Below are 21,562 nucleotides of genomic sequence, written 5' to 3'. Positions count from 1 at the left end.
CAATAATTTTGGCCAAATTTAATCTCACAGGGATATAGTGATGACTAAATATAAGTCTTTCTCGGTAGGTGTACTTGTTACGATAGTAAGCACGTTTTCCGTAGCTGCTGATAATACCTACGAACTTATCCAAATCGGTGATGATAATATGGCTTCGACTGATCATAGTGATGCAGTCGTAGTGGACAGTACGATAATTCAAGTGCAAATTGGTAATAATAATGATGGAGAGGTGATCCGGAGCGGATTAGTAGTATCAAGTAGTATCGTTCAAGTCGAAATTGGAGATTCAAATTCAGCAGCTTCTCTTCAAGGGAATACTATTTTTACATCTTCAACAATCAATTTGATTGGGGATAATAATTTTGGCTCTTCGTTGCAGTTTGAATCTATAGGTAGCTCAAGCTCAATTATACAGGTGGGTTCTTCCAACCAAGTAATGGTGGATCACCAAAATAGTATTAATGATTCTTCTAGTGTAACTCAGGTCGGGGTTAATAATAATGGTTCCACTTCTCAAAGAGATGGTATTGGCAATCAGGGGGTTATGATTCAGGTAGGGGAGAATCTCTCTTACCTCATTAATCAATTTATGGGCTCAGCGAATACTGCAACTGGTTTTCAGGCGGGGAACTTGCTGGAATTGGTTATCGAGCAAAATTCGGCTTCACTATCTAATGCTGTCATTATACAGGCGGGAGGAAATAACAACTTTGCTCAATCTACCCAAGGGGATTTGGGGCATGATAGCTTTATACTACAGAATGGAACCAGTCTTGAGACTGTACATGAACAGGTTGGTGCTTTTAATACTGCATATACAGAGCAATTTGGTGGAATAAATACCGCTGAAACTGTGCAAGGTGTAGGTTTTAACTCTGCCGATACACTTCAGTTTAGTGGCTTGCTAAATGAATCACTAATCGTGCAGCTGGAGGCATTTAATACAGCTGCTGCCGTACAAACCGGGGCTAGTAATTCTACTCGGCTTAGTCAAACTACGGTTGGAAACTTAGCTGCTTCCGCCCAGTATGGTGACAACAATACAGTTTTGGGGCTTCAGTAATTGATATTATCAGACGAAAGGGAGTATTCGGTAATGAAGTACAGTTCTCTAATGGCCTGCGTTTTGTTTTCGATTTCCAGTGCAGCGGGGATAGCGGCTGACAATACCTACCAGCTCGTTCAAATCGGGCAAGGCAATACGGCACAGGGCGATCAGAGTGGTCCTGGTGTAAATGGAAGTACCATTATTCAACTACAAATTGGTATTAATAATGATGCCTCTGCAGCTCAAGGTCCTTTTGCTGAATCCAGCACTATTATCCAGCGACAGGTGGGCAGTAATCAGTCTGCTAGTGCGGAACAGGTGGAGGCAGCAATTGATTCAATAGCTGTACAGTATCAGTTTGGAGAGGGGAATACGGCAACTTCACTTCAGGGTGATGTCGACGATAGCTCTACTTTTGTTTTTCAGGGTGGGATAAGTAACGATGCCACTATAGGGCAGAATAATGGAGTTGGGAATTCAGCGACGGTTACTCAGCTAGGTGTTGCTAACCAAGGCGCCGTCAATCAGGGCGGTATTCAAAGTAGTTCCGAGAATGAGGTATTCGTGCTTCAAATTGGAGAAAGCTTAAGTTTTCAGATGAATCAAAGGTCGGCGATAGATAATTCTGCTGTAGGGATTCAGTTAGGTAATTCTATGATTTTGGAGATTACACAAGATTCTGCTACGGCCTCTAGTTCTTTTGCCCTTCAAAGTGGGAATACTAATTCTATTGATTCTACTCAGGAGAATCTGGGTCACGACAGCTATATCCTGCAGAGCGGCACCAGTCTTGAGGTGATACATGAGCAGATTGGTGCTTTTAATACGGCTCTAACTGAACAACGCGGCGGGATTAATACTGCTGAAACTGTGCAAAGCAATGAGTTTAATTTTGGAGAAACATTACAGTTAAGTGGTTTGCTTAATGATTCCTTGATAGTGCAGCTGCAAAGTTTTAATACCGCAGTAGCTATACAGGATGGTGATACCAATCAGTTGAGATTAAGTCAGACAACGGTTAGTAATCTGGCCACCGCCGTCCAGTTTGGGGACAATAATACCGTGCTCGGCTTACAATAAGTTTTACTCTCAATGTGTAGAGGTGGGTAGGTTTCTGCTTGTGAAGAACTTTGTTTAATAGCGTGCTCTATATCAAACTAGTCAGCTGATGCGCCTTTTTTCTTCCCGGGGATTCTCAGTGGCGCATCACCGGGCTTAATTTTTCGGAGAACTCTTTTGGCTAGGAATTTTTAGCGTACACATTGGCAATTTAAGGAGTCTGTTAGGGAGTGAAGGCCTTTAACACTTCACTAAAATCCTCCTCTGTTGGTCTTCGGAGCCATTTAAAGTATTTCTTATAGGCTGCTATTCTTGTTCGTATATCAAAGCTCTTTGACAAATATTTATTCTAGAGGAAAAGATGAACCTGAAGACATGTACATCATTGGCATTATTAATAACCTTAATATCAAAGCCAGTTTTCTCTCTGGCGGATGTTCAATGTGGAGATGCGATAACGACAGCAGAAGTTCTCAGTCAGGATATTTCCTGTGACCTTGAAACACAGGTCACAATAGAAGGGCCTTCCGGAAGCCTGGACATGAACGGTTATGTACTTACTTGTGAAGATAGTGATAGCGCAGGGATCTCTCTTGAAGGTTTAGGAGCTGTATTAGTAGGAGGTACCATAGACACTTGTGGAATTTCTGTCTTTTTAGAAGGCGATGGATTTCATTCAGTTCAAGGTTTGATTTCTGATAGTCCAGGGGTGGGTTTTATAGTGGAGAGTGACAACAATTCTATTAATGGCTCAATGTTTCTTTCAGGTGGCCCTGGTAGCATTGGTTTTCAACTCAATGGGGATTTCAGTCATATTTCAGGGAACTCTCTAAGTGGTAATAGTGATGCCATAGCAGGGATTGTCATTGCGGGTAGTTTCAGTCAGGTTATTCAGAATACCATTGATGGATCTATTTTTGGAATTATTATAGAGCCTCCAACTGTTAATGGATTGGTGGTGCAGAATGTGATATCGAATTCTTCAGATAGCGGTATCATGATGGATTTTGATATAGTGGATCCACCCTCAATGAACTACATTATTTCTGGAAATCAGGTGACTGGTAGTAATGGTGAAGGTGATTTGGTAGATGAGACTCCTGATGCTTGCCTCTCCAGTAATACTTGGTTTGGTAACATATTCGATACAGCTAGCCCAAGTTGCTTGGAATAATTGAATTCTTGTTATTGGTGGGAGAATAGCGTGTTGCTTGCTCAATAAGTATGCCATCCAAAGCTATATAGCTCTGATTAGAACCTCTTTTGTCTTAGCGCCATGGCCAATATCAGGAGAAGACAAAATGAGACTGTCATTGATATGGGGACGAATTTCACTGATGGTATTTCCATGTATGCTTGTGAAACTGTAAATTGCGGAAGTGAAGGCAAAAGAAAAGTTGAGCAGTGCGGATGCCATACCGTGCCCACCTTTAATTTTAGTAAAGTTTCAAAATTCTTAATGTTGGTAGTTTGTCGTAGTTAACTAATTACCTGAATAATAGTATGCCCACTATATAATTAGTTGTAGTAGTTCAGGCTTGACTTGGCAGAACACCTTATGAAAAATCGGTAACTGTCAGGTCAAGTCTGAACTACTACACTTCAAGGGCTGATAATAGTAGCTGCCTTATGGTATGTCTTTACCTGCAAAAGCATCACCGACTGCCTTAGTCTAATGTAGTAACAGACCATGCTTTCGAATCTTTCTTAATACTGATATTCCGATCACTTAGTTGTCATCACTTTATGTTAGTGTTCGCCATAATTCACTGGGGTATCTAAAGAAGTAGTTATGGAGAGAAATGAGCCCGATGGCACTCCAAATCCGTCATTGACTGAAAATGCCCGGTTCAGCGAACACCATTCGGCTGACTATTACATTGACGAAACTCCCGTTTGGTGTGATGGAACCTCGATTCCGCAGAATATTTTTACGCCAATGCAGTGGCGAATTTGGTGGCTTGCGACAGCTGGTAAATTTTTTGAGGGAATGATCGTCTTCATGACTGGGGTATCCCACATTTTAATTGCTAAAGAATTTGGTTTGACCGCCTTTAGTATGGGCTTTGTGACATCGGCGACATTGTTTGGAATTCTGGTTGGAGCGATAACCCTAGGAGGGCTCAGCGATCATTATGGCCGGCGGAAAATGTTCATCGCTGAGATGATCATGTTTATCTTTTTCCTGGTGATATTAACCTTCGCAGATTCTTATCTCGTGATTGTTATTTCATTATTTGGTCTGGGATTGGCGCTTGGATGTGATTATCCCACAGCTCACATGATGATCTCTGAAAGTATGGCATCGAGGATGCGGGGCAGGCTAGTTCTCGGAGCCTTTAGTTTTCAGGCTGTTGGAATTTTGGTGGGGACAGGTCTCGCATTTTTGGTCCTCTCTTGGTACCCCTCTCTGGAAGCTTGGCGGTATATGTATGCTGCGGCGATTGTTCCAGCGATTTTGATCACGGTTGGACGTTTCTATATTCCAGAGAGTGCGATGTGGCTTCTGGCTAAAGGTCGCATGCCTGAGGCGGAGAAATCTATCAGCCAACTGTTGAAAAGAGATCCGCCATACCCGTCCAGATTCTTATTGAAGAATGTTGCCACAGCGGAGACGAATGAGAAAAAGATAGCTGAACTATCGAGTGTTAAGCATTTACTTCAGGATAAGAATTCTCGAAAAGCAATCAAACTCTCTTCTATTCCCTGGTTTTTGCAGGATTTGGGAACCTATGGCGTTGGTATCTTCACGCCAGTAATTTTAGCGAATGTGTTGGGATATGCGTCACCCCATGCACGCTCCATTTCGGAACTAATCCATAACAAAGTCGAGGCGGCGAAAGGGGCAGCATTAATCGATGTAATGCTGGTAGTTGGCGTTATTCTAGCAATTATATTTGTGGATAGGGTGGGGCGTATCCGATTGCAAGTTCTTGGCTTCCTTGGTTGTGCACTCGGCCTTCTTATTGCCGCCTATGGAGAATCTTTAAATACTAGCCAGCAGTTACCATTCATTTTTGGTGGAATTATGTTGTTCAACTTGATGAATAATTTGGGGCCAAATTCTCAGACTTATCTAATCGCTGGGGAGGTATTCCCGACCCGCTATCGTGGTGCTGGTGCGGGATTAGCCGCATCCATCTCAAAGTTCGGGGGTGTCGCAATCGCATTTTTTTTTCCAATTTTACTTAGCGACATTGGCGCAAGTATGTTGCTTAGTGCACTAGCGGTGACTTCCTTGATTGGCGCATTAATAACCTGGAGGTACCGGATAGAAATGACAGGGAAGTCACTTGATGACGTTGGCTAATCATTGAAAAAGCCATGGAGTTCCCCGTCAAGTATTTTACCTCCGAATCTATAGATACATCTGCATGCCATTGATAATGGCAAGCCCATATTTTCTAAAGTCTAATTGCAGCTGAAATGGTTTCTGAGAGGCGTTCGAGTAACTATAAGTTTAATTGTCAACTATGGCTAAAATATAAGCCGGCCAATATATAGTTAACTTACTGGTCAGTAACTATGAGGCGCTCCGCTGTCAATTTGATCAGACCTGTCTTGAATGTTTAAAAAAGTTTTATTTTTAGGATTTTTGATTTTGTAATTTTTGGTGTATGGGGAATAGGTGGGGGGGTAAATAAGTTCTTTAGCTTGCGTTCTTTATTGTTTTAAAGGTTGGAATTGGTTTTCTTTATGTGCTTTATTCCTTTCAATTTAATTGTAAATAAAAAGCCCCGGCGTACCGGGGCTTTTTATTTCTTCTTTTAGTTATGGCTGGCCCACAGCTTTTGAGCAGGCCAGGTAAACATCCAGTTGGTTGTTTATAAAGCTCAAGCCGCTCAAAGATAGCCTGACCTGATCAAAGTCACTATTGGTGGTGACTAATAGCAGGCGGTGATTGCGCGCACCGTTGACTTTGAATGGGGCCAGACGATATCCGCTGGTGGACTCCCCTGTGGCTACTCCGTCCAAATAAGTGCTGATTGTGATGGTGTTCAGGTAGATGATATCCAGCAGTGGTGTAGTGTGCTCTACTAGGAAACCGACCACATGGCGCCCCTCTTTAACCGAGTGGTGGTTGATTTGAATATGGGTAGAGCCGCCCGCACCGCTGACAACTTCCATTCTGGCTGCATCAGATAGGACGCCGTTAAATACCCTTTCTACTGCAGTAATAGAACATCCATCACAGGGCTGTTCAATTCCGTAAGTCAGGTCTGCATCTACACCGTTAACGATCTCCAAGTCTTCAAACGCTGCACAGGACAGGCCTGATTCGAGGTCGCAGGCGTCGCCGATACCATCGTTATCAGAGTCCTCCTGGTTGGGATTGGGAGTCTGGGGACAGTTATCGAGATCGTTTTCTACCTCGTCCCCATCCAGGTCTGCATCGCAAACATCTCCCACTCCATCACCATCAGTATCGGTTTGGTTTGGATTTGGAATCGCGGGGCAGTTGTCGACGGTATCATCAAGACCGTCATCGTCGCGGTCGTTATCGCAGACGTCTCCGGCACCGTCGTTATCGCCGTCTTCTTGCCCTGGATTCGGAATCATTGGGCAGTTGTCGACGTCATCATTAGCGCCGTCACCATCCAGGTCTTCGTCACAGGCATCCCCAAGACCGTCACCGTCAGTATCGGTTTGGTCGTTTGGCGTTAGTGGACAATTGTCATCGGTGTTGTCTATGCCATCGCCATCGGCATCGCTATCACACTCATCGCCGACACCGTCACCATCCGTGTCCGTTTGATTCGGGTTGGGTATGGCTGGGCAATTGTCTTCACCATCGTCGTGGCCATCATTGTCGGTATCACTATCGTCATCACAAGCGTCGCCGATGCCGTCACCGTCCTGATCGGCTTGATCATCATTTGGAATAGCCGGGCAGTTGTCGGAAGTGTCCGGGACTGTGTCACCATCCCGGTCGCTGTCACAGACATCGCCAACGCCATCCTGATCGATATCCGACTGATCGCTGTTGGCAGTATCCGGGCAGTTATCGTTAGCGTTATCTACGCCGTCGTTATCGTTGTCGCCGTCGCAGGCATCGCCGATTCCATCGTTGTCACTGTCTTCCTGTAGTGTATTGCTGACGTAGGGGCAGTTATCGTCGTCATTGAAGATACCGTCGCCATCGAGGTCTGGATCGCAGGCGTCACCAACTGAATCCCCGTCGGTATCTGCTTGATCACTATTGGACTCAGTAGGGCAGTTATCGGCTACGTCATCGACGCCGTCGTTGTCGTCGTCGCTATCACAGATATCGCCACTGCCATCCCCGTCAGTATCGAGTTGGTCTGAGTTGGGTATCGATGGGCAATTGTCGGTATCGTTATCGGTGCCATCTCCATCCAGGTCGCTGTCGCAGGCATCCCCGACACCATCTCCATCCTGATCAGTTTGATCGGTGTTGGGGATGAGTACACAGTTGTCGACGCTGTCAGGTACCTGATCGCCGTCGACATCGGTTTTGTCATCGCAGGCATCTCCGTAACCATCACCATCTGTATCTGTTTGATCTGCGTTGGGTACCAGCGGGCAGTTGTCATTTTCATTTTCAACGCCGTCATCATCGCGATCGCTGTCGCAGGCATCGCCGGTGCCGTCGCCGTCGGTATCGGTTTGATCATCGTTGGCAACGGCCGGACAGTTGTCATTACTATCGTCTATACCATCGCCGTCGTCGTCGCTGTCACAGCTATCGCCTTGGCCGTCACCATCGATATCGCTTTGGTCTGAATTGGCGGTAGCAGGGCAGTTGTCATCGTCGTTATCAATACCGTCACCATCCTGGTCGCTATCACAGGCATCGCCGACACCGTCTTCGTCGATATCACTTTGGTCGGTATTGCTATGGCTGGGGCAGTTGTCGTCCTCATCTTCGACAGAGTCATTGTCGTCGTCGCTGTCACAGGCGTCGCCAATGCCATCTCCGTCGTTATCGTCTTGGCTTGGATTGTGGGTGGATGGGCAGTTGTCATCTTCGTTATCGATGCCGTCACTGTCCGCATCGTCATCACAGGCATCGCCTATACCATCGCCATCCTGGTCGGTTTGTGAGGAGTTGGCTGCGGTTGGGCAGTTGTCGTCTTGATCGTCTACGCCATCACCGTCGTCATCGCTGTCACAGGCATCGCCAATGCCATCTCCGTCAAGGTCGGCTTGGTCTGGGTTGGATACGGCTGGGCAGTTATCCTGGCCATCATCGTGGCCGTCATTGTCAGTATCGCTATCTTCGTCACAGGCGTCGCCGATACCGTCATTGTCCTGATCTGATTGGTCTGGGTTGGCTACATCCGGACAGTTATCCAAGCTGTCGGTGTAGTTGTCCCCGTCGCGGTCGTTGTCGCACACATCCCCAACGCCGTCGCCATCGATATCCCCCTGTTCACTATTTGAATCAGCAGGGCAGTTGTCAGAATCGTTGGGGACGTTGTCGCCATCCAGATCGCTGTCACAGGCATTGCCTATGCCGTCGCTATCACTATCGGCTTGGTCCGAATTCGGGGTTTGTGGGCAGTTGTCTGAAGTGTCGGGGTGGGAATCGCCATCGTCATCAGTATCACAGGCATCACCGCTGCCGTCGCCATCTAAATCATCCTGGTCTGAATTACTAACAGCCGGACAATTGTCATTATCATCATCGATACCGTCACCATCTGAGTCTGTGACGCCAGGGGGCGGGAGCAAGTCATCGGCGGCATCGCCCCGGCCTCCATCAGAACCGCAGGCACTTAAAAGCACCAATGAAAATAGTATCGCAATAAGCGAAGGTAGACGCATGGTCATAATCTCCCGAACAAAATCCATTTTTGTTATCTGTCGGACAAGCGCAGTAGACCTATAAAAAATACGCCTGCAATAAATCATTTATGCTGGCGCACTTGGACTCCGGCTTATTTTTAGATAGATGTCATTATTTTGGTTGTGCGTATTTCTAATACTAAAGTTATGGCGCACAACCGTTTATGAGTGTGGTAACTATGCGTTCTTTCTCACTAAAAGTGTGATGAATGGCGAAATTTTGGCGGGATAATTTATGGGTGATAAAGCGTGTAATTAGTGAAGGCAAATTTACGCCATAAAATATAATGGAATAGATAATTTGACAGCTTGATTTGCTGTTGCTCTTGACTCTTTCTGAAGTGGAATCTGATTCTGAGCCTGATTAAGCCGCTACTAAGATGGGGAATTACCCCGCCATTTCAAGTTGATTATAAATCTTGCAGGCAGGTATTTAGATCGAAGTATATTGGCTAAGGCTTCTTTAATAACACTCTTTGAAATCGCCTGGTGTAAATCAGGTGAGCCAAGGGCATCGACATCACCTGGGTTTATAGGCTGTGAACTTTCTATTTAAGATTTAACTTCATTTCCATAAGTGATGGTTGGAAGCCAACTTTTTCATAGGCTTTTATCGCTGAGCTATTTTGAGAGTAAACATCAAGGTAGAAATCTTGAACTCCATTCTGTTTACCCCATGCAATTAATTTTTCTATTAGCTTTGAGTTAATGCCCTTTCCTCGGTGCGCTGGTGATACATACATAAATCCCAGATAAGCATGCCGCTCATGATCAAGAGATATTTTTGAGCTTCGAATCTGGGCATATCCTGTTCCAATAACCTCACCTTCGATTTCAACTACCAGAAGATATGAGTCATCAGATAGTATCAACTTTTCCATATCATAATAGAATGCTGATTCAGCTTTAATGGATGAATTGTATGGCCTTTCGGCTTCGATAAGACACTGTTCCAGCTTAAGTAAATCAGGAAGGTCTTCTATAAGTGCTGTTCTAAAATTTAACATCTTTATTTTCAGTGGTGATAGATTTGGTAATGAAAACTGCTCCAACTCTACAAAGGCCTGTATCTGACTTTGGTGTGGGCTAACAAAGCTAGACAAATTTCTATTGAGTGGCGGTCAATTCATACTTGTATCTGGCCTCTACTGCAGGCCGTGATCTGTGTGATTGCGTGAGGATAGCAGATTGTAAGTCTTGAAGCAGCTTTTGTGATTCAAGCTTTGTTTGTTTAGGAAATTAGCCCAATGGTCCTTTCAATTACCCAATACCCGCTGACTACTCCAACTGGATAAATAGCGTATTTTGATTGTGTTAGAAAGTGTTGATACAAAATTGAGAACTTCCAGTTCGAGAATATCCACTGAACTGTAGATGATAAGAAAATCAAAACCAAGACAAATAATATCTGCCCCAGTTCTACACCTATATTAAAGCTAAATAATGTCGTGATTTTATTGCTGTGAGGAAGGCCTAATTCCGCTAGCGCACTGGCAAAACCAAATCCGTGAAGTAACCCAAAGCCACTGGCAACAATCGCAGGATGGCGTCGGGTTAAACTCGTTTTACTCTGTCCATTATGCGCGTATACAATTTCTGCGGCTAACAGCATAATACTCAATGGGATCAACACTTCAACAACATCTACTCTTATGGTGAATAAATCTAAACTTGCGAGTCCCAGGGTGAGGGAGTGGCCTAACGTAAATCCGCTAATCGCTATTAAAGTGCTTCTAAAATTTCTGGCGATAAAGACTAAACATAACACGAATAGTAAGTGATCATAGCCCTCCAATATATGTAAGAAACCTGCTTCAATATATTGTTTGACACAATCCCAAATAGTTAGGCGGGAAGGTAAATTTATCTCTAAGACCTTGGGGCCATTAAAGAGATTAATAGTGTCACCGTCTGATTTTTCAAAATGAATTAAGCTCGATAAGGCTGGATTGGCAATGGGGTATGTGATTTTTATTGTTAGGGGATTATATAGTCTTGTAAAATTGTTTGGGTGGGGGTTCCTGCATAGGTAACTCTTCACGTTGGGTCCGGCAGGCCCTGTTATATCTGGTTGTATTTGGCAGAATTCGCCCTTTAAGTGTATCTCAGGTTCAGTGCCTGGCTGCATGATAGGCGGAACTTTCCATCGAAGGATATATCTGCTTTCTGCGACCTCTTTTAACTCAATGTATATCGGTCTTCCATCATGAGCGAAACTAAAACTACTAATTGTTGTAGGTAACAATAAGAATAGAAGGGCTTTGATGATCTTGTAGGAATTTTTAGTTGGCATAGGTGATATCCATAGGTACATATGGTATCGAGGCATCCCTCTCTATTCTGTATCCTGCCAACAGTTCTTGTATCTTAAGTTGTCTGTTTTCCTCCATTTTATTTCGTCGATAATCCTCAAGGACTAAGGGGGCAGCTTCTCTAAAGCTGGGTAGACGGCTTGTTTTGTTTTCACTAACCAAAATTAGATGTAGACCATACGGAGATTCAAATGGACCGGACCAGGCATTCAATGGTAGTTGAAAGATACTATCTGCCAAATCATCGCCGAAATGGCTGGCCACTAGACGGAGAGTGCGATCTACATAATTCCGGTGAAAGATGAATCTGTCTCCGTAGCGGGCGGACTCCTCGAATGGAACTGACTGCTTTATTAAGTGGTTAAAGCTCTGCTTAACAGTCTTCTCTAACTTTTCTTTAGAGTGACGTCTAAAATCAAAGAAAACATGAGTGAAGGTAATAGATGCTTCAATTCGATATTTCTCGCGATGAAGCTGGAAGTAGTTCTCCAGGTCTTCTTCACTAATGTCAGTGTTACTGGAAAAGCCACCATTTACATAGTCCAGTTTTTGAATAAGGCGTCGTCGTATAATCTGATCATGCTTCTGCAGGCCTAGATTAAGGGCTTCACGGTAAAGTACTTCTTCTTTAATGTAATCATTAATCAGGTTGGACTTCTCTGGCTGGGTCAAGCCCTCCCAATAACGTCGTGCAAAACTCTGGTTAAATGTTTTTTTCTGGAATTGGAGGTGCTCAATTAGTATGTCCTCGCTGATAAGCAAGGTATCTTCATGGTTGGTTCCATTTTCCTCTATTAACAACTCTGCGACAACGAGCAGCAATAAAGCGATAATACAAAAGTGTACCAGAGGCTCCCTTTTCAGAATCTCTAATTTCCGCTGCATGAAGCTTCCTCCTTAAAACCTGCAGAGAGTATTGATATCAGTATGTAAGCGACTTTTTTAGATATGCTATTTACTTGCTTTGGTGTCGAGGTTCCTGCCAATCTTAGGGGGTATACCAAATTGGGGATGTATAAGCGCGCTCCTGGATAACGGCAGGTCCTTCAGAGGGTACCTGAATATTTCCATTATTGATTTCTTTTGCAGCTATCGCATCGTAGAGTGAATGGCGTGGGGTAGGGATTTGCAATACCCGAACATAGTAAAAGGCTCTTTCGTTCATATTAAACTTTGGATCTTGCCATAGGGTTGATAACTCTATGGAGCCAATGTTGTTAGTGTATTGCCCCGTTTCTCGATTTACCGTATCCCCCACAGGCCTTAGCTGCCCTTGGTTATTGAGCGTGCGTTCGCCAGACCAGGCAACATTAAATATTTTTTCTTGGCTCTTTCCTGTTGAGTCCAGCCAAGATTTAACCACCTGAACTCGATCCAGATTTGCTCCTTTAGGATCTTTTGTCGCGCGTATAAGTAGCTGAATTGGTTGGTCAGTTCCTTGTGGTTTCACTAAATCCCCCCCCATAGGTACTCCATGGGAATAACCTAGTTCAGCAATATTCTCAGCATCGATAGCGTGTTTCGGAAAATTCCAGCCTGCAAAGACGCGCACCTGAATTCTAGGGCCTGTAGTGGCGTATACTTCACGGCGCTTAAATGCGGCGAAAAGGCTTTCTCTGGTATTTTCTTCAGCCCAAGCAGCGGCGAGTCCAGAAGCGGACATGTTCCAACCTGTAGCCTTGGTTCCGCCAATGACAGTGTTAGTTCGCTTGCTGCTTGGTACTGAGTCATGGGCAAACTTGCCCCAAAAGTTGTTCTCCTCAGCAGTTGACATACCAGTATGTGAATCTGTGGACCCCACAAACCCCAGCTTATAAGGGTTTACACCTATTTTCTCCTGTATTTCCAGCCCTGTGCGTAAGGCGGATCGGACGAAATCACCTTTAGCGACACGGTACGACTCCGGGTCGGCTTGTAGGTAGAATGGATAATTCTCAAAGTCGGCAAAAGGATCGTCCGGGGAAAGTGTTGAATGGGTTTCTGAGTCCCCCTTAATTTGTGTTATTTCAACCAGGGGCTCCCAGCGCATGCGTGTACGCGCATACTGTGTATCAATTGGCTCACCACGCAGAGTGGTTTCTGCAAACATATAGCCTTTGGATACATTGGAGTTGTGGGGAATCGCAATGAATTCACTGCCAGTCCGTTTAGATGTCTCATCTAACCAGTACCACAAATCTTCTGGGTACTGGCTCTGATCAGCCCCAAAAGGAAGATACTGCTTAGCTTTATCCGCCCCATCAGGGGAGACCACAACCCGGTGTAAGTTGGCCCCTGTTGGGGTTGAGCTCCATTCCCAGCCAATAAAACTGGTAAAGGTGCCTGGGTTGTTATGGCGCTCTGCAGCATCGACTATTGCGCTCCATGCACTTGTCCGGGTTTTATCCAAATCACCAAGAACCGGCTCTGGGAACTTGTTAGCCGGGTCCTGGACAGGGTCGGCGGGAGCTACTGTGTCGAGAGCCTTAGCGGGCAGTAACTCATTGAAAATATCCATACCTTCATTCATAGATACTTTATATCGGATATGCTGCTTGGCAAACCAGCGCATCATCGACTGGTATAAGGACATATCGCTGTCTAGCTCATCTGTCTTATTCACCACTGCCCTCATAACACCCAGCCCTTCAGCGTGATCTGAAACCACGAGAAAATCCAGGGGGGTGTCTATACGTACTTTCGCATGAGTGTAGGGGTGAATAACCGGCTGTCCCTTGGCCCAGCGATAAGCAGTGTCTGGAGTTGCCGAATAATTTTGGCTTAAGAAGGCATCGAACGAATAGGAGGTATGAAGGTGCATATCTCCCCAGAAAACCTGAGTGGGCTCACTAGCAGTAACACTTAGGTGAGCGATGGATAATGTAACCCCTACCAGACGTGCTATTCTTTTTATGGGATTTTTCATATTTCCAATTACCAGCGTCGGCTGGCTATCTTTTAGGCGACTAGATCCTCTTAACATGTCAGGATCGTTAGGATAATCTTGGTAAATAAGGATGTGATTGATTAGATGCTAATCATTTGGCTTTTAGGTTTCTTTGCAAATAAAGCCAATCTCTTGACCAATTAGGACACATTTGTAGATGGCTGAGTATGGACACACGACCATTGCAACTTGGGTATTACCTATTGTTGAGGCCCTAAAACCATTCTGTTCCACCCAAGAAATTTTGCAGCGTGCAGAAATTGACCCCAAATGCATAGTGGATGCAAACCAGAGAATTCCTTTAGAGAATATGAAAAAACTATGGGGGCTCGCTGAATCTATATCAGATGATGATTGTATCGGCCTGCAAGTCACTAAGTATGTGAATCATACAAACCTTCACGCTCTAAGCTATGCCCACTTGGCCAGTAGCTCCATCAGGGAGAGTTTACTAAGATCTGCTCGATTCTCAGAAGTGGTTACCACCGCTATGCGAATCAATGTTCATGATGAACAGAAACAAGTAGTAGTCTCCTGGGAAAAAGTTGATAATTTTTCATATGATCCAAGTATTCATGCTATAGATGCCTTTATGGCTTTGCTAATAAAGTCCATCAGAAAGATATGCCCCGATGTGTATCATCATTTGATTTCTATTAATCTGGAGAGGTCCAGACCTACCACCCTTGAGCGGCATCAATTGATGTATAAGTGCCCAATTAACTTTTCGGCAGACATTTGTGAGATTAGATTTAAACAAGAGTTTGTTGATCGAAAGCTCTCTTCGGGAAACGATGAGCTGGTCAGGGTCAACGAGCAAGCCCTGATTGGTTACTTGGAGCGTTTGCAGAAGAATGACATAGTTAGCATGACCAGTAGAGTGCTTATTGATCTGATGTCTTCAGGTAATTTTTCACAAGAGGTCGTGGCCAAGGAGCTTGGGATTAGTTGCCGTGGTTTGCATAGAAAACTAAAAGAAAGAGGCTCCAGTTATCAGACTGTGCTAGATGAAATACGCCAGCATCAGGCTGTGCAGTATCTTAAGCAAAGTGATACCCCGATCACGTCAATCGCCTACAAATTAGGATTCGGTGATACCAGTAGTTTTTCCAGAAGCTTTAAAAAATGGACTGGGCAATCTCCGCGAGAGTTTCGGGGTAATTATATTAGGGGTAATTCTACTGAAATCCGTGTAGATAAAATTTGAATATATCAATTTATAAATAATGATTGGTTTGATTTGCGCTAATAGTTCTTAGAGTTTGCGAATTGTTGAGGGATTATGTGTTGTGCTAAGTCAAGAACGTGCGATTGCATGTTCTTGACTTAATAGGTTTCAGAGAACTCTGAACCAGGACCAATATATAATTAAGTATGAAATCAGAAAGCTCTAATTATTCGTACGTCTCAAATTGTGTCTTATACTAATATTTCGCAATCCGGTATTGCATTTTTCACCGTCTTCGGGATCGTCAACGGCTTCTGATCATAATCTATACTGCAGTGTCGCAGGTCGACTTTTCTTAGTCGAGGAAGCTTCGTGATATTGGACGGAAATTTCTTGAAATTATTAAAAGATAAATCTAATTCTTCAATTTTCTCTAGCTCCTCGATTTGAGAGCCTAGTGAAGCTAAGTAGTTTGCCGACAAGTCAAGCTTTTTAAGATCCTTAAACAATACCAATTCTTTTGGAAGTGAAGTTAATTTTGTATTATGCAAGTTAACACTTGTTACCGTATGCCACTTTAATACGTCTTTAGGAAAAGAATAGTTTGCTCGATGTGGAAATAGAGTGACATCTTCAGGTCGGGTGTTTTTCCAATTTTTATATCCTAAGCCTGTTGAAAATGCAAAATGCTCTCCTTCCATTAGGAGCGTATACATTCTTTGTAGCCAGCGTTCATTCATAGAACGTTTTTCGATAAGAAAGCGAAGCCCCTTTTTGTAACGTTTATATAGTGCAAGGGAGAGAGTTGCTGCTGAGTCGAAACCAGCCGTTTTTTCAATCTTCTTGAGTTTGTTGTTTATATCTTGCTCTTTGACAGACTCATTGAGATTTTTAAATAGTTGTTTGTCATCAATAAGCAATGCCCACTCTGAAGGCCCTTGCTCAACCAGGACCTTCTTTGCTTGTGCTCGGACTTTTGAATCTGGATTCGATTTGGCAATCATTAATACAGTTTCAAGTATGTCTGCGGGTACTCCTCCCGTCTCGAGCATTTGAAGTCCAATTTTAACATTGACAGGCTCAACATTAGAAAGCAAATCGTTTACAGCGTCCAACGCCGAGGTGTCACCCTGTTGAACTTGCTGCTCTAGAAACTTGGGATTCTGTTGTGACTCAAGGCTAAATACGTCATTCTCTGTTAAATAAACAAATCGATCCGAGTCAAAAACTTTAGGGTTACTTGGTGACTTGCCAATAATTACATGAGTAACATTTTCATCTAAATGTTTACTAAATCCATAGCCAATTGTAGACACTTTTTCTTTAAGTTTTTTGAGAGTGGTATTTGGTTTTCCTTCAATGTAAAGAACTGACTCCTTACTTAAGAGTTCAAGGCCACTATGGCTCTTAACGAAAGTTTGTACATAATCAATTAGCTTGGTTTTGATAGGTTTGAATTGAACGCTTAGTGCTAATGTTAGTAATTCTGGATCTTGTAAAAGAAGATTAATATCTGAACCGTGTTCCCAAACAAAATCTAGTAGTCTTCGTTTATTTTGCTCGCTAAGTCGTGTCTTGGCAAGCGCTGAGCAAAATCCTAGAAGATATTCTATAGATCCTTTGGCACTTGAGAATATAGAATAGCTTTGTTCTATCGGTATTTTTTTTCTATGTAGAAGCACGTAACGGTTTTCAAGTGTGTTTCCATCTATATTGAGCTTTGATAAGTTGGGTAAATCTGAAACGAATGCCAGTGAAGAGAATACCGTATTGTTATTACGAAGAGATAAGTAGCTGAGGTCTATAAGAGCTGACCAGTCAATATCTATTTGTGATATCTTATTATTGGTAAGTCTTAGTGAATTCAATTTTCGAAGTTTGCTTATACACTCTGGGAAAAAGTCTAAACCACCGTCTATCGATATAGACTTGAGGTTTTGACACTGTTCAATATAAGGGCTTATTGAACTGATTGTAGAGTTGCGAATAGACAATTCTGTAAGGTTGGAACAGTTGCCGATATCTTGGGTGATTTCTCCAGATACACCTTCGATGTGAAGTGAACGAAGTTGGGTTGCTTGGGTTAGTTCGGGTAGCTTAAGGCTGCATGTCTTTATTTTTAAGGTATCTATTGTGTCAGATATCGACCACTGAGAAAAATCTAGAGGTTGTGTGGTATAGAGGTTAAAGTATTTTACATGATCAGTTGCGTTGATATTTTTGATAGACTTCAGCTTATCACAGTCTACCGTCAGGCTGCCAACAACAATGTTACGAAAGAAGTTAAAATCGATATGGCTAAGAGCTTTACTTTTCAACTGAAAAGATTGAACACTAGAGGTTATCTCAATAGGCGGAAGCTCCAACAGGTTGTCAATTTCAATAGTGAATCGTGTGTCTCTTTCTGGTAGGCGGATTAAATCTTTACAAGTTTTTTTTAGATTTTTGCATTTGATGAGTATTCTTTTGCACGTATTCGTATAAAGAAATCCTGGCAGCTCATCTATCGAGTCACAGTTTAAAGTAAATGAGGTTATTTGGGCTGGAAGAGACAAGCCCTTTAGGCCTTCAATTTTCTTGCCGACAAGACATATTTCTTGCAAATTTTTTAGTGTGAAAATTTCATCTGGTATTTTCTCTAATTCTGATAGATCAATTCTTAGATATTTAACGTCATTTAAATCGCTTCTACAGCGATTTAGGAATTCTGTGAGTTTACTTGTTTTTAATTCTTTCCCAGAAATATCCAGTCTGCGTATCGACGTTGACTCCGATAGTGTTTTTTCTATATCTTCAAGGGTGTTCATATGTGATGGAACTCTGCTTATTTATCAGATTATCTATGATTACATATTTTTGAGTAGCATCATGCTTACTTCTGGATCAGACATGACCATTTTTAATCTTGTATTGTCTGTATTCATGATGTCTTGAAGGAGGGATAAACGAATATCATTTGGAATTACATCCATCTTGATAAAAGATTGAATATTCTCTATTTGTGGTTTAGTTGGTGCTATCTTATTTATCGTTAAGTAGTTTGACATTCGCGTTGCCAGAGTTGCTAAGATGTCTACACGTAAGACATCTTTCTTTACTATCTTCTCAATAGGCTCCGTAACTTCCTTCTTAAAACTCTTGGCATTTAAGATCTTTTCCGGTTCGATCAGCTCGGTAAGATTTTGCTGAATAAAGGTAACAAATGCAGTAACTGTTTCTTCATCTAGGCACGAAGCAGCGAGAGCTTGAACCAGTGGTAGCTCTTTCTCTAGGTCCCTGATGGAGTTGATACTATTGAAAAATTGGACCAATGAGCGGGGTGTAGTCAGCTCACCAGCTGCTATTTCGGGGTAAATCAATACAAAGTTAATCCCTCTAGGGTCAACCTTTGCTTGTTCAGCCCACTTGGCCCAGACTTTCGCATCAAATTCCATAGTGATATGCATCATGCGTGTCAGCATAGCGTCATCCATTGGCGTCACGGAATAATCACCGCCATCCGGGTTTGCTGTGAGTATAATTTGCCAATTTTTGGGCAATCGCCAACTTACTAATTCAAAATTCTGAAGTAGCTGCATGATGCCACGCAAAATCCGATCGTCCGCGCGGTTAACATCGTCAATGAGCAGAATACCGGGTCCCTCGTCCGTTGGCACCCAACTGGGTGGAACAAAAACCGTTTTATTCCCATCTACCTTGGGCATCCCCAATAGATCTCCCATTTCTTCAAATTGAGCGGGTGCGATATATGTCCATCGGTAATCTAGTTCACTAGCAATTTGTCCGACCAGCTCAGTTTTACCGATCCCATGCCTGCCCCATATGCATACTGGGGTTTTCCTCTTGCCTTCTTCCTCGGCAGTTATATTGGTTTGAAGTATATGTTCAATAAACTCTGTAGCTTCTTTTGAGGAGGATTTAAGCCCATAGGTAAGATAATTTTTACTCACGAATTAATCACCACTGTTTGGCCTGGTAGATGCGACCAGTCACTGTCGCTCATTTGTTCGGGTACGATTACCCAAAGTATTGGGCATCTAGATTTATAGCTTGGTATAGGTGCGCCACCGTCGGTAAAATAAATGATACCATCTGGATGAATTTCCTGGTTGGCTAGCTGTATAGGTGGGTTAAAGCTAGTTCCACCTCGGCCATGCACAAATTCTGGTTTAACTCCTAGATATTTGTAAGTTTTCTGAATGTTGGCATCGCACTCTGTGATAATAACTTCAGCTCCATTTTTCCATATTTGGTGTAGCTCACCAAAAAAAGTATCAAAATAATCTATGGGAACAGAAGCCGATGTATCAAGCGCGACTAGGATTCTCTGATGTCGCCTAACTTTAATTCCTGGTGTGGTTCCGTATCGTTTGGATGGACGCCGTAATGTGTTTTTTATAAAGGTGCTATTGCTAGATGCAGCAAAACGCTTGACTGTACGTTTCCAGTCCACCTGGGGTTTGTATTCTTCTAAAAAGCTCTTTAAATATTCAGTTAGACTGGAAGGCAGGTGTCCAGCTGCCTTTTGGTGGGTGGATAAACGATTCATAACATGCTTCACCTGGCCGTGAAGCTGATACTCCATAACTTTAATTTCAGATGGATTAAGTGCGGAAAATTCTTGCCAGCTTTTATGTTTTTTCTGTTCTTGGTTGTCTTCAGAAATTAAATCTGTAAGCGGAGTTATCTTACCATGTTGATTTTCATAATTAGATATTGGTTTAAAAGGCTCAGCCTTTATCGCATCCATTAACTTTTGGTAGTAGTATTTTGCCGACTTCATTGGTTCAAGTGAGATACCATAAAGAGGACGTAAATAGAAAAATTTATCGAGTGTTATTGCTCCTTTTGGTAGCTGTTCTTGTTTAATGTATTGATTGACGGCAAGATCGGCAGCTATGTTGAATACGGTCTTATTGGAATATTCTCTTTGTGCAAATAAGTGTCGAAAAACAACGTGCAATAACTCATGTTTAATCAAGCCATATTGGTGGTTTTCTGAAAGTGAAGCCCAAAATTGAGGGTTGATTGATAGTTTTATTACCTGTTTATTTATGAGTGATACGCAGGCTGTATCCACGCATTCATCCAGGCTTTTTGGCATCCCAAGCATAAAATGACCATAAAAGGGCTCATGCAATAGGATTTTTGTGCTGATTCTAGTTAATTGTTCGTATTTAGAGGTAGACATAGCGCCTAAAGTAACTAAGGTAAAATTATGGAGAAGTTGAAGCCTAGGTATTTGTCGTTTTTATTTAATGCGAAATTAAATTTTGTGACTGATCTTTGGAGTCAATGACGAAATGTATTATTTAAGCCTATATTTCCCTAACTCACGAAATGAAAACAGATTTCCTTTAGGTACTCGCAATATAAAAGTACTTTAGATTTGCTCTCTTGATCACCAGTTATGATTGCTTTTAGGGAGAAGGTTTCTCATCCTTAGACATTATGTCATTTTCATGACTTGTAACAAGATCGCTATCAATTATATCTCTATTTCTGCATAAATACTGCTATTGATTTTTGGTGCTTGATATGTTGCTGACTCTATCCTTCTTGATGCCTAGTTTACTGAGTACAGATTCATTGCAGCAAGATACTCCCCCCATCTTTTGTACAAGCTCATTGTGAGATGTGATTTCATACATGTCAGAATGATATTTTAGTACTTAAGGGGGAGCTATATGTAATTGTGAGGTTCTTCATCTTCTTTCCTTACCTAAAATGGCTGCTCGGTTGTCATTTTGGTTGGTATTATCCAGATTACCGCTTTAGAATCAATCTGACGCAACTGCTAAAGAATAGTAAACGCAATAGATCATGCGGTTCTGAAACACTCGTATCAAGTAGGAGGCTATGGCGTTAAGAGTTATCCTGGGGTACAGAAAAAATTCACATTCATTGCCTTTAGGATGCTTCCTAAATATTTCGAATATTCTGAAAGGAAGAGCTGAGTCGTTCGAATGCTATTTTCCCAAGGTTTGTATGAATAAATAAGTTTAAGTATTCGGAAATAGTCAAAACCTTCAGTTTTTTAGCAGTGTTAGGTGAAAGCTATATTTGGCAGTTGCTTTCAGTTTCAGGTTTTATTGAAAGCAATAAAAAATGTTCGGGGTGGCCTAAGATTGGAATAAATATCTATTATTTCAATAGAATCTCAGTTTTTATAAGATCACTTGATTAATAATTGTCAAAGGCGATTGGTCGTTTGAAATACTCTTGGAACCATATGT

At 42.6% G+C, this 21,562-nt stretch carries 13 protein-coding genes; 5 read left to right on the top strand and 8 right to left on the bottom strand.

Annotated elements, in window-relative coordinates; genetic code table 11:
- Window positions 1-40 precede the first annotated feature (40 nt).
- From ACJJIN_RS11640 to ACJJIN_RS11625, 4 genes are all read left to right on the top strand, one after another.
- Window positions 41-1,066, top strand: coding sequence for a hypothetical protein (locus tag ACJJIN_RS11640; protein ID WP_444898187.1), 1,026 nt, complete (start codon window positions 41-43; stop codon window positions 1,064-1,066).
- 33 nt (window positions 1,067-1,099) lie between these two features.
- Complete coding sequence (locus ACJJIN_RS11635; RefSeq protein ID WP_444898186.1) at window positions 1,100-2,131, top strand: hypothetical protein; 1,032 nt, start codon at window positions 1,100-1,102, stop codon at window positions 2,129-2,131.
- 340 nt (window positions 2,132-2,471) lie between these two features.
- Window positions 2,472-3,284 carry a right-handed parallel beta-helix repeat-containing protein gene (locus ACJJIN_RS11630; RefSeq protein WP_444898185.1) on the top strand — a complete coding sequence of 271 codons (813 nt, stop codon included), beginning with the start codon at window positions 2,472-2,474 and terminating at the stop codon, window positions 3,282-3,284.
- Window positions 3,285-3,902: 618 nt separating this feature from the next.
- Window positions 3,903-5,420, top strand: a complete 1,518-nt coding sequence (locus ACJJIN_RS11625; RefSeq protein ID WP_444898184.1) for an MFS transporter — start codon at window positions 3,903-3,905, stop codon at window positions 5,418-5,420.
- Window positions 5,421-5,881: 461 nt separating this feature from the next.
- Here ACJJIN_RS11625 and ACJJIN_RS11620 read toward each other — a convergent pair whose 3' ends face one another.
- The 5 genes from ACJJIN_RS11620 to ACJJIN_RS11600 all read right to left on the bottom strand — a co-directional run bounded on the left by ACJJIN_RS11620 (window position 5,882) and on the right by ACJJIN_RS11600 (window position 14,137).
- Window positions 5,882-8,926 carry a thrombospondin type 3 repeat-containing protein gene (locus tag ACJJIN_RS11620; protein WP_444898183.1) on the bottom strand — a complete coding sequence of 1,015 codons (3,045 nt, stop codon included), beginning with the start codon at window positions 8,924-8,926 and terminating at the stop codon, window positions 5,882-5,884.
- Window positions 8,927-9,468: 542 nt separating this feature from the next.
- Window positions 9,469-10,023 carry a GNAT family N-acetyltransferase gene (locus ACJJIN_RS11615; RefSeq protein ID WP_444898182.1) on the bottom strand — a complete coding sequence of 185 codons (555 nt, stop codon included), beginning with the start codon at window positions 10,021-10,023 and terminating at the stop codon, window positions 9,469-9,471.
- Between the two features lie 128 nt (window positions 10,024-10,151).
- The gene (locus tag ACJJIN_RS11610; protein ID WP_444898181.1) at window positions 10,152-11,213 is read right to left on the bottom strand and encodes a HupE/UreJ family protein; all 1,062 of its coding nucleotides are present in this window, start codon (window positions 11,211-11,213) and stop codon (window positions 10,152-10,154) included.
- Complete coding sequence (locus ACJJIN_RS11605) at window positions 11,203-12,117, bottom strand: peptidylprolyl isomerase (protein WP_444898180.1); 915 nt, start codon at window positions 12,115-12,117, stop codon at window positions 11,203-11,205. The genes ACJJIN_RS11610 and ACJJIN_RS11605 overlap by 11 nt, the downstream gene beginning before the upstream one ends.
- A 103-nt stretch (window positions 12,118-12,220) precedes the next feature.
- Window positions 12,221-14,137 (bottom strand): DUF3604 domain-containing protein, encoded by a 1,917-nt coding sequence (locus ACJJIN_RS11600; protein ID WP_444898179.1) that lies wholly within the window; start codon window positions 14,135-14,137, stop codon window positions 12,221-12,223.
- A gap of 178 nt (window positions 14,138-14,315) precedes the next feature.
- Here ACJJIN_RS11600 and ACJJIN_RS11595 point away from each other — a divergent pair, with 178 nt between their 5' ends.
- Complete coding sequence (locus ACJJIN_RS11595; RefSeq protein WP_444898178.1) at window positions 14,316-15,365, top strand: AraC family transcriptional regulator; 1,050 nt, start codon at window positions 14,316-14,318, stop codon at window positions 15,363-15,365.
- Window positions 15,366-15,577: 212 nt separating this feature from the next.
- Here ACJJIN_RS11595 and ACJJIN_RS11590 read toward each other — a convergent pair whose 3' ends face one another.
- The 3 genes from ACJJIN_RS11590 to ACJJIN_RS11580 are packed head-to-tail and all read right to left on the bottom strand — an operon-like array spanning window position 15,578 to window position 20,517.
- The gene (locus tag ACJJIN_RS11590) at window positions 15,578-18,133 is read right to left on the bottom strand and encodes a leucine-rich repeat domain-containing protein (protein ID WP_444898177.1); all 2,556 of its coding nucleotides are present in this window, start codon (window positions 18,131-18,133) and stop codon (window positions 15,578-15,580) included.
- Window positions 18,134-18,172: 39 nt separating this feature from the next.
- Window positions 18,173-19,276: an AAA family ATPase gene (locus ACJJIN_RS11585; protein ID WP_444898176.1), complete on the bottom strand. Its 1,104-nt coding sequence runs from the start codon at window positions 19,274-19,276 to the stop codon at window positions 18,173-18,175.
- Window positions 19,273-20,517, bottom strand: a complete 1,245-nt coding sequence (locus ACJJIN_RS11580; protein ID WP_444898175.1) for a vWA domain-containing protein — start codon at window positions 20,515-20,517, stop codon at window positions 19,273-19,275. Before ACJJIN_RS11580 ends, ACJJIN_RS11585 begins: the two co-directional genes overlap by 4 nt.
- Window positions 20,518-21,562 lie beyond the last annotated feature (1,045 nt).

It is taken from the genome of Microbulbifer maximicatervae (SeqCode) (assembly GCF_052467505.1).
This window is presented reverse-complemented; position numbering and strand designations above follow the sequence as displayed.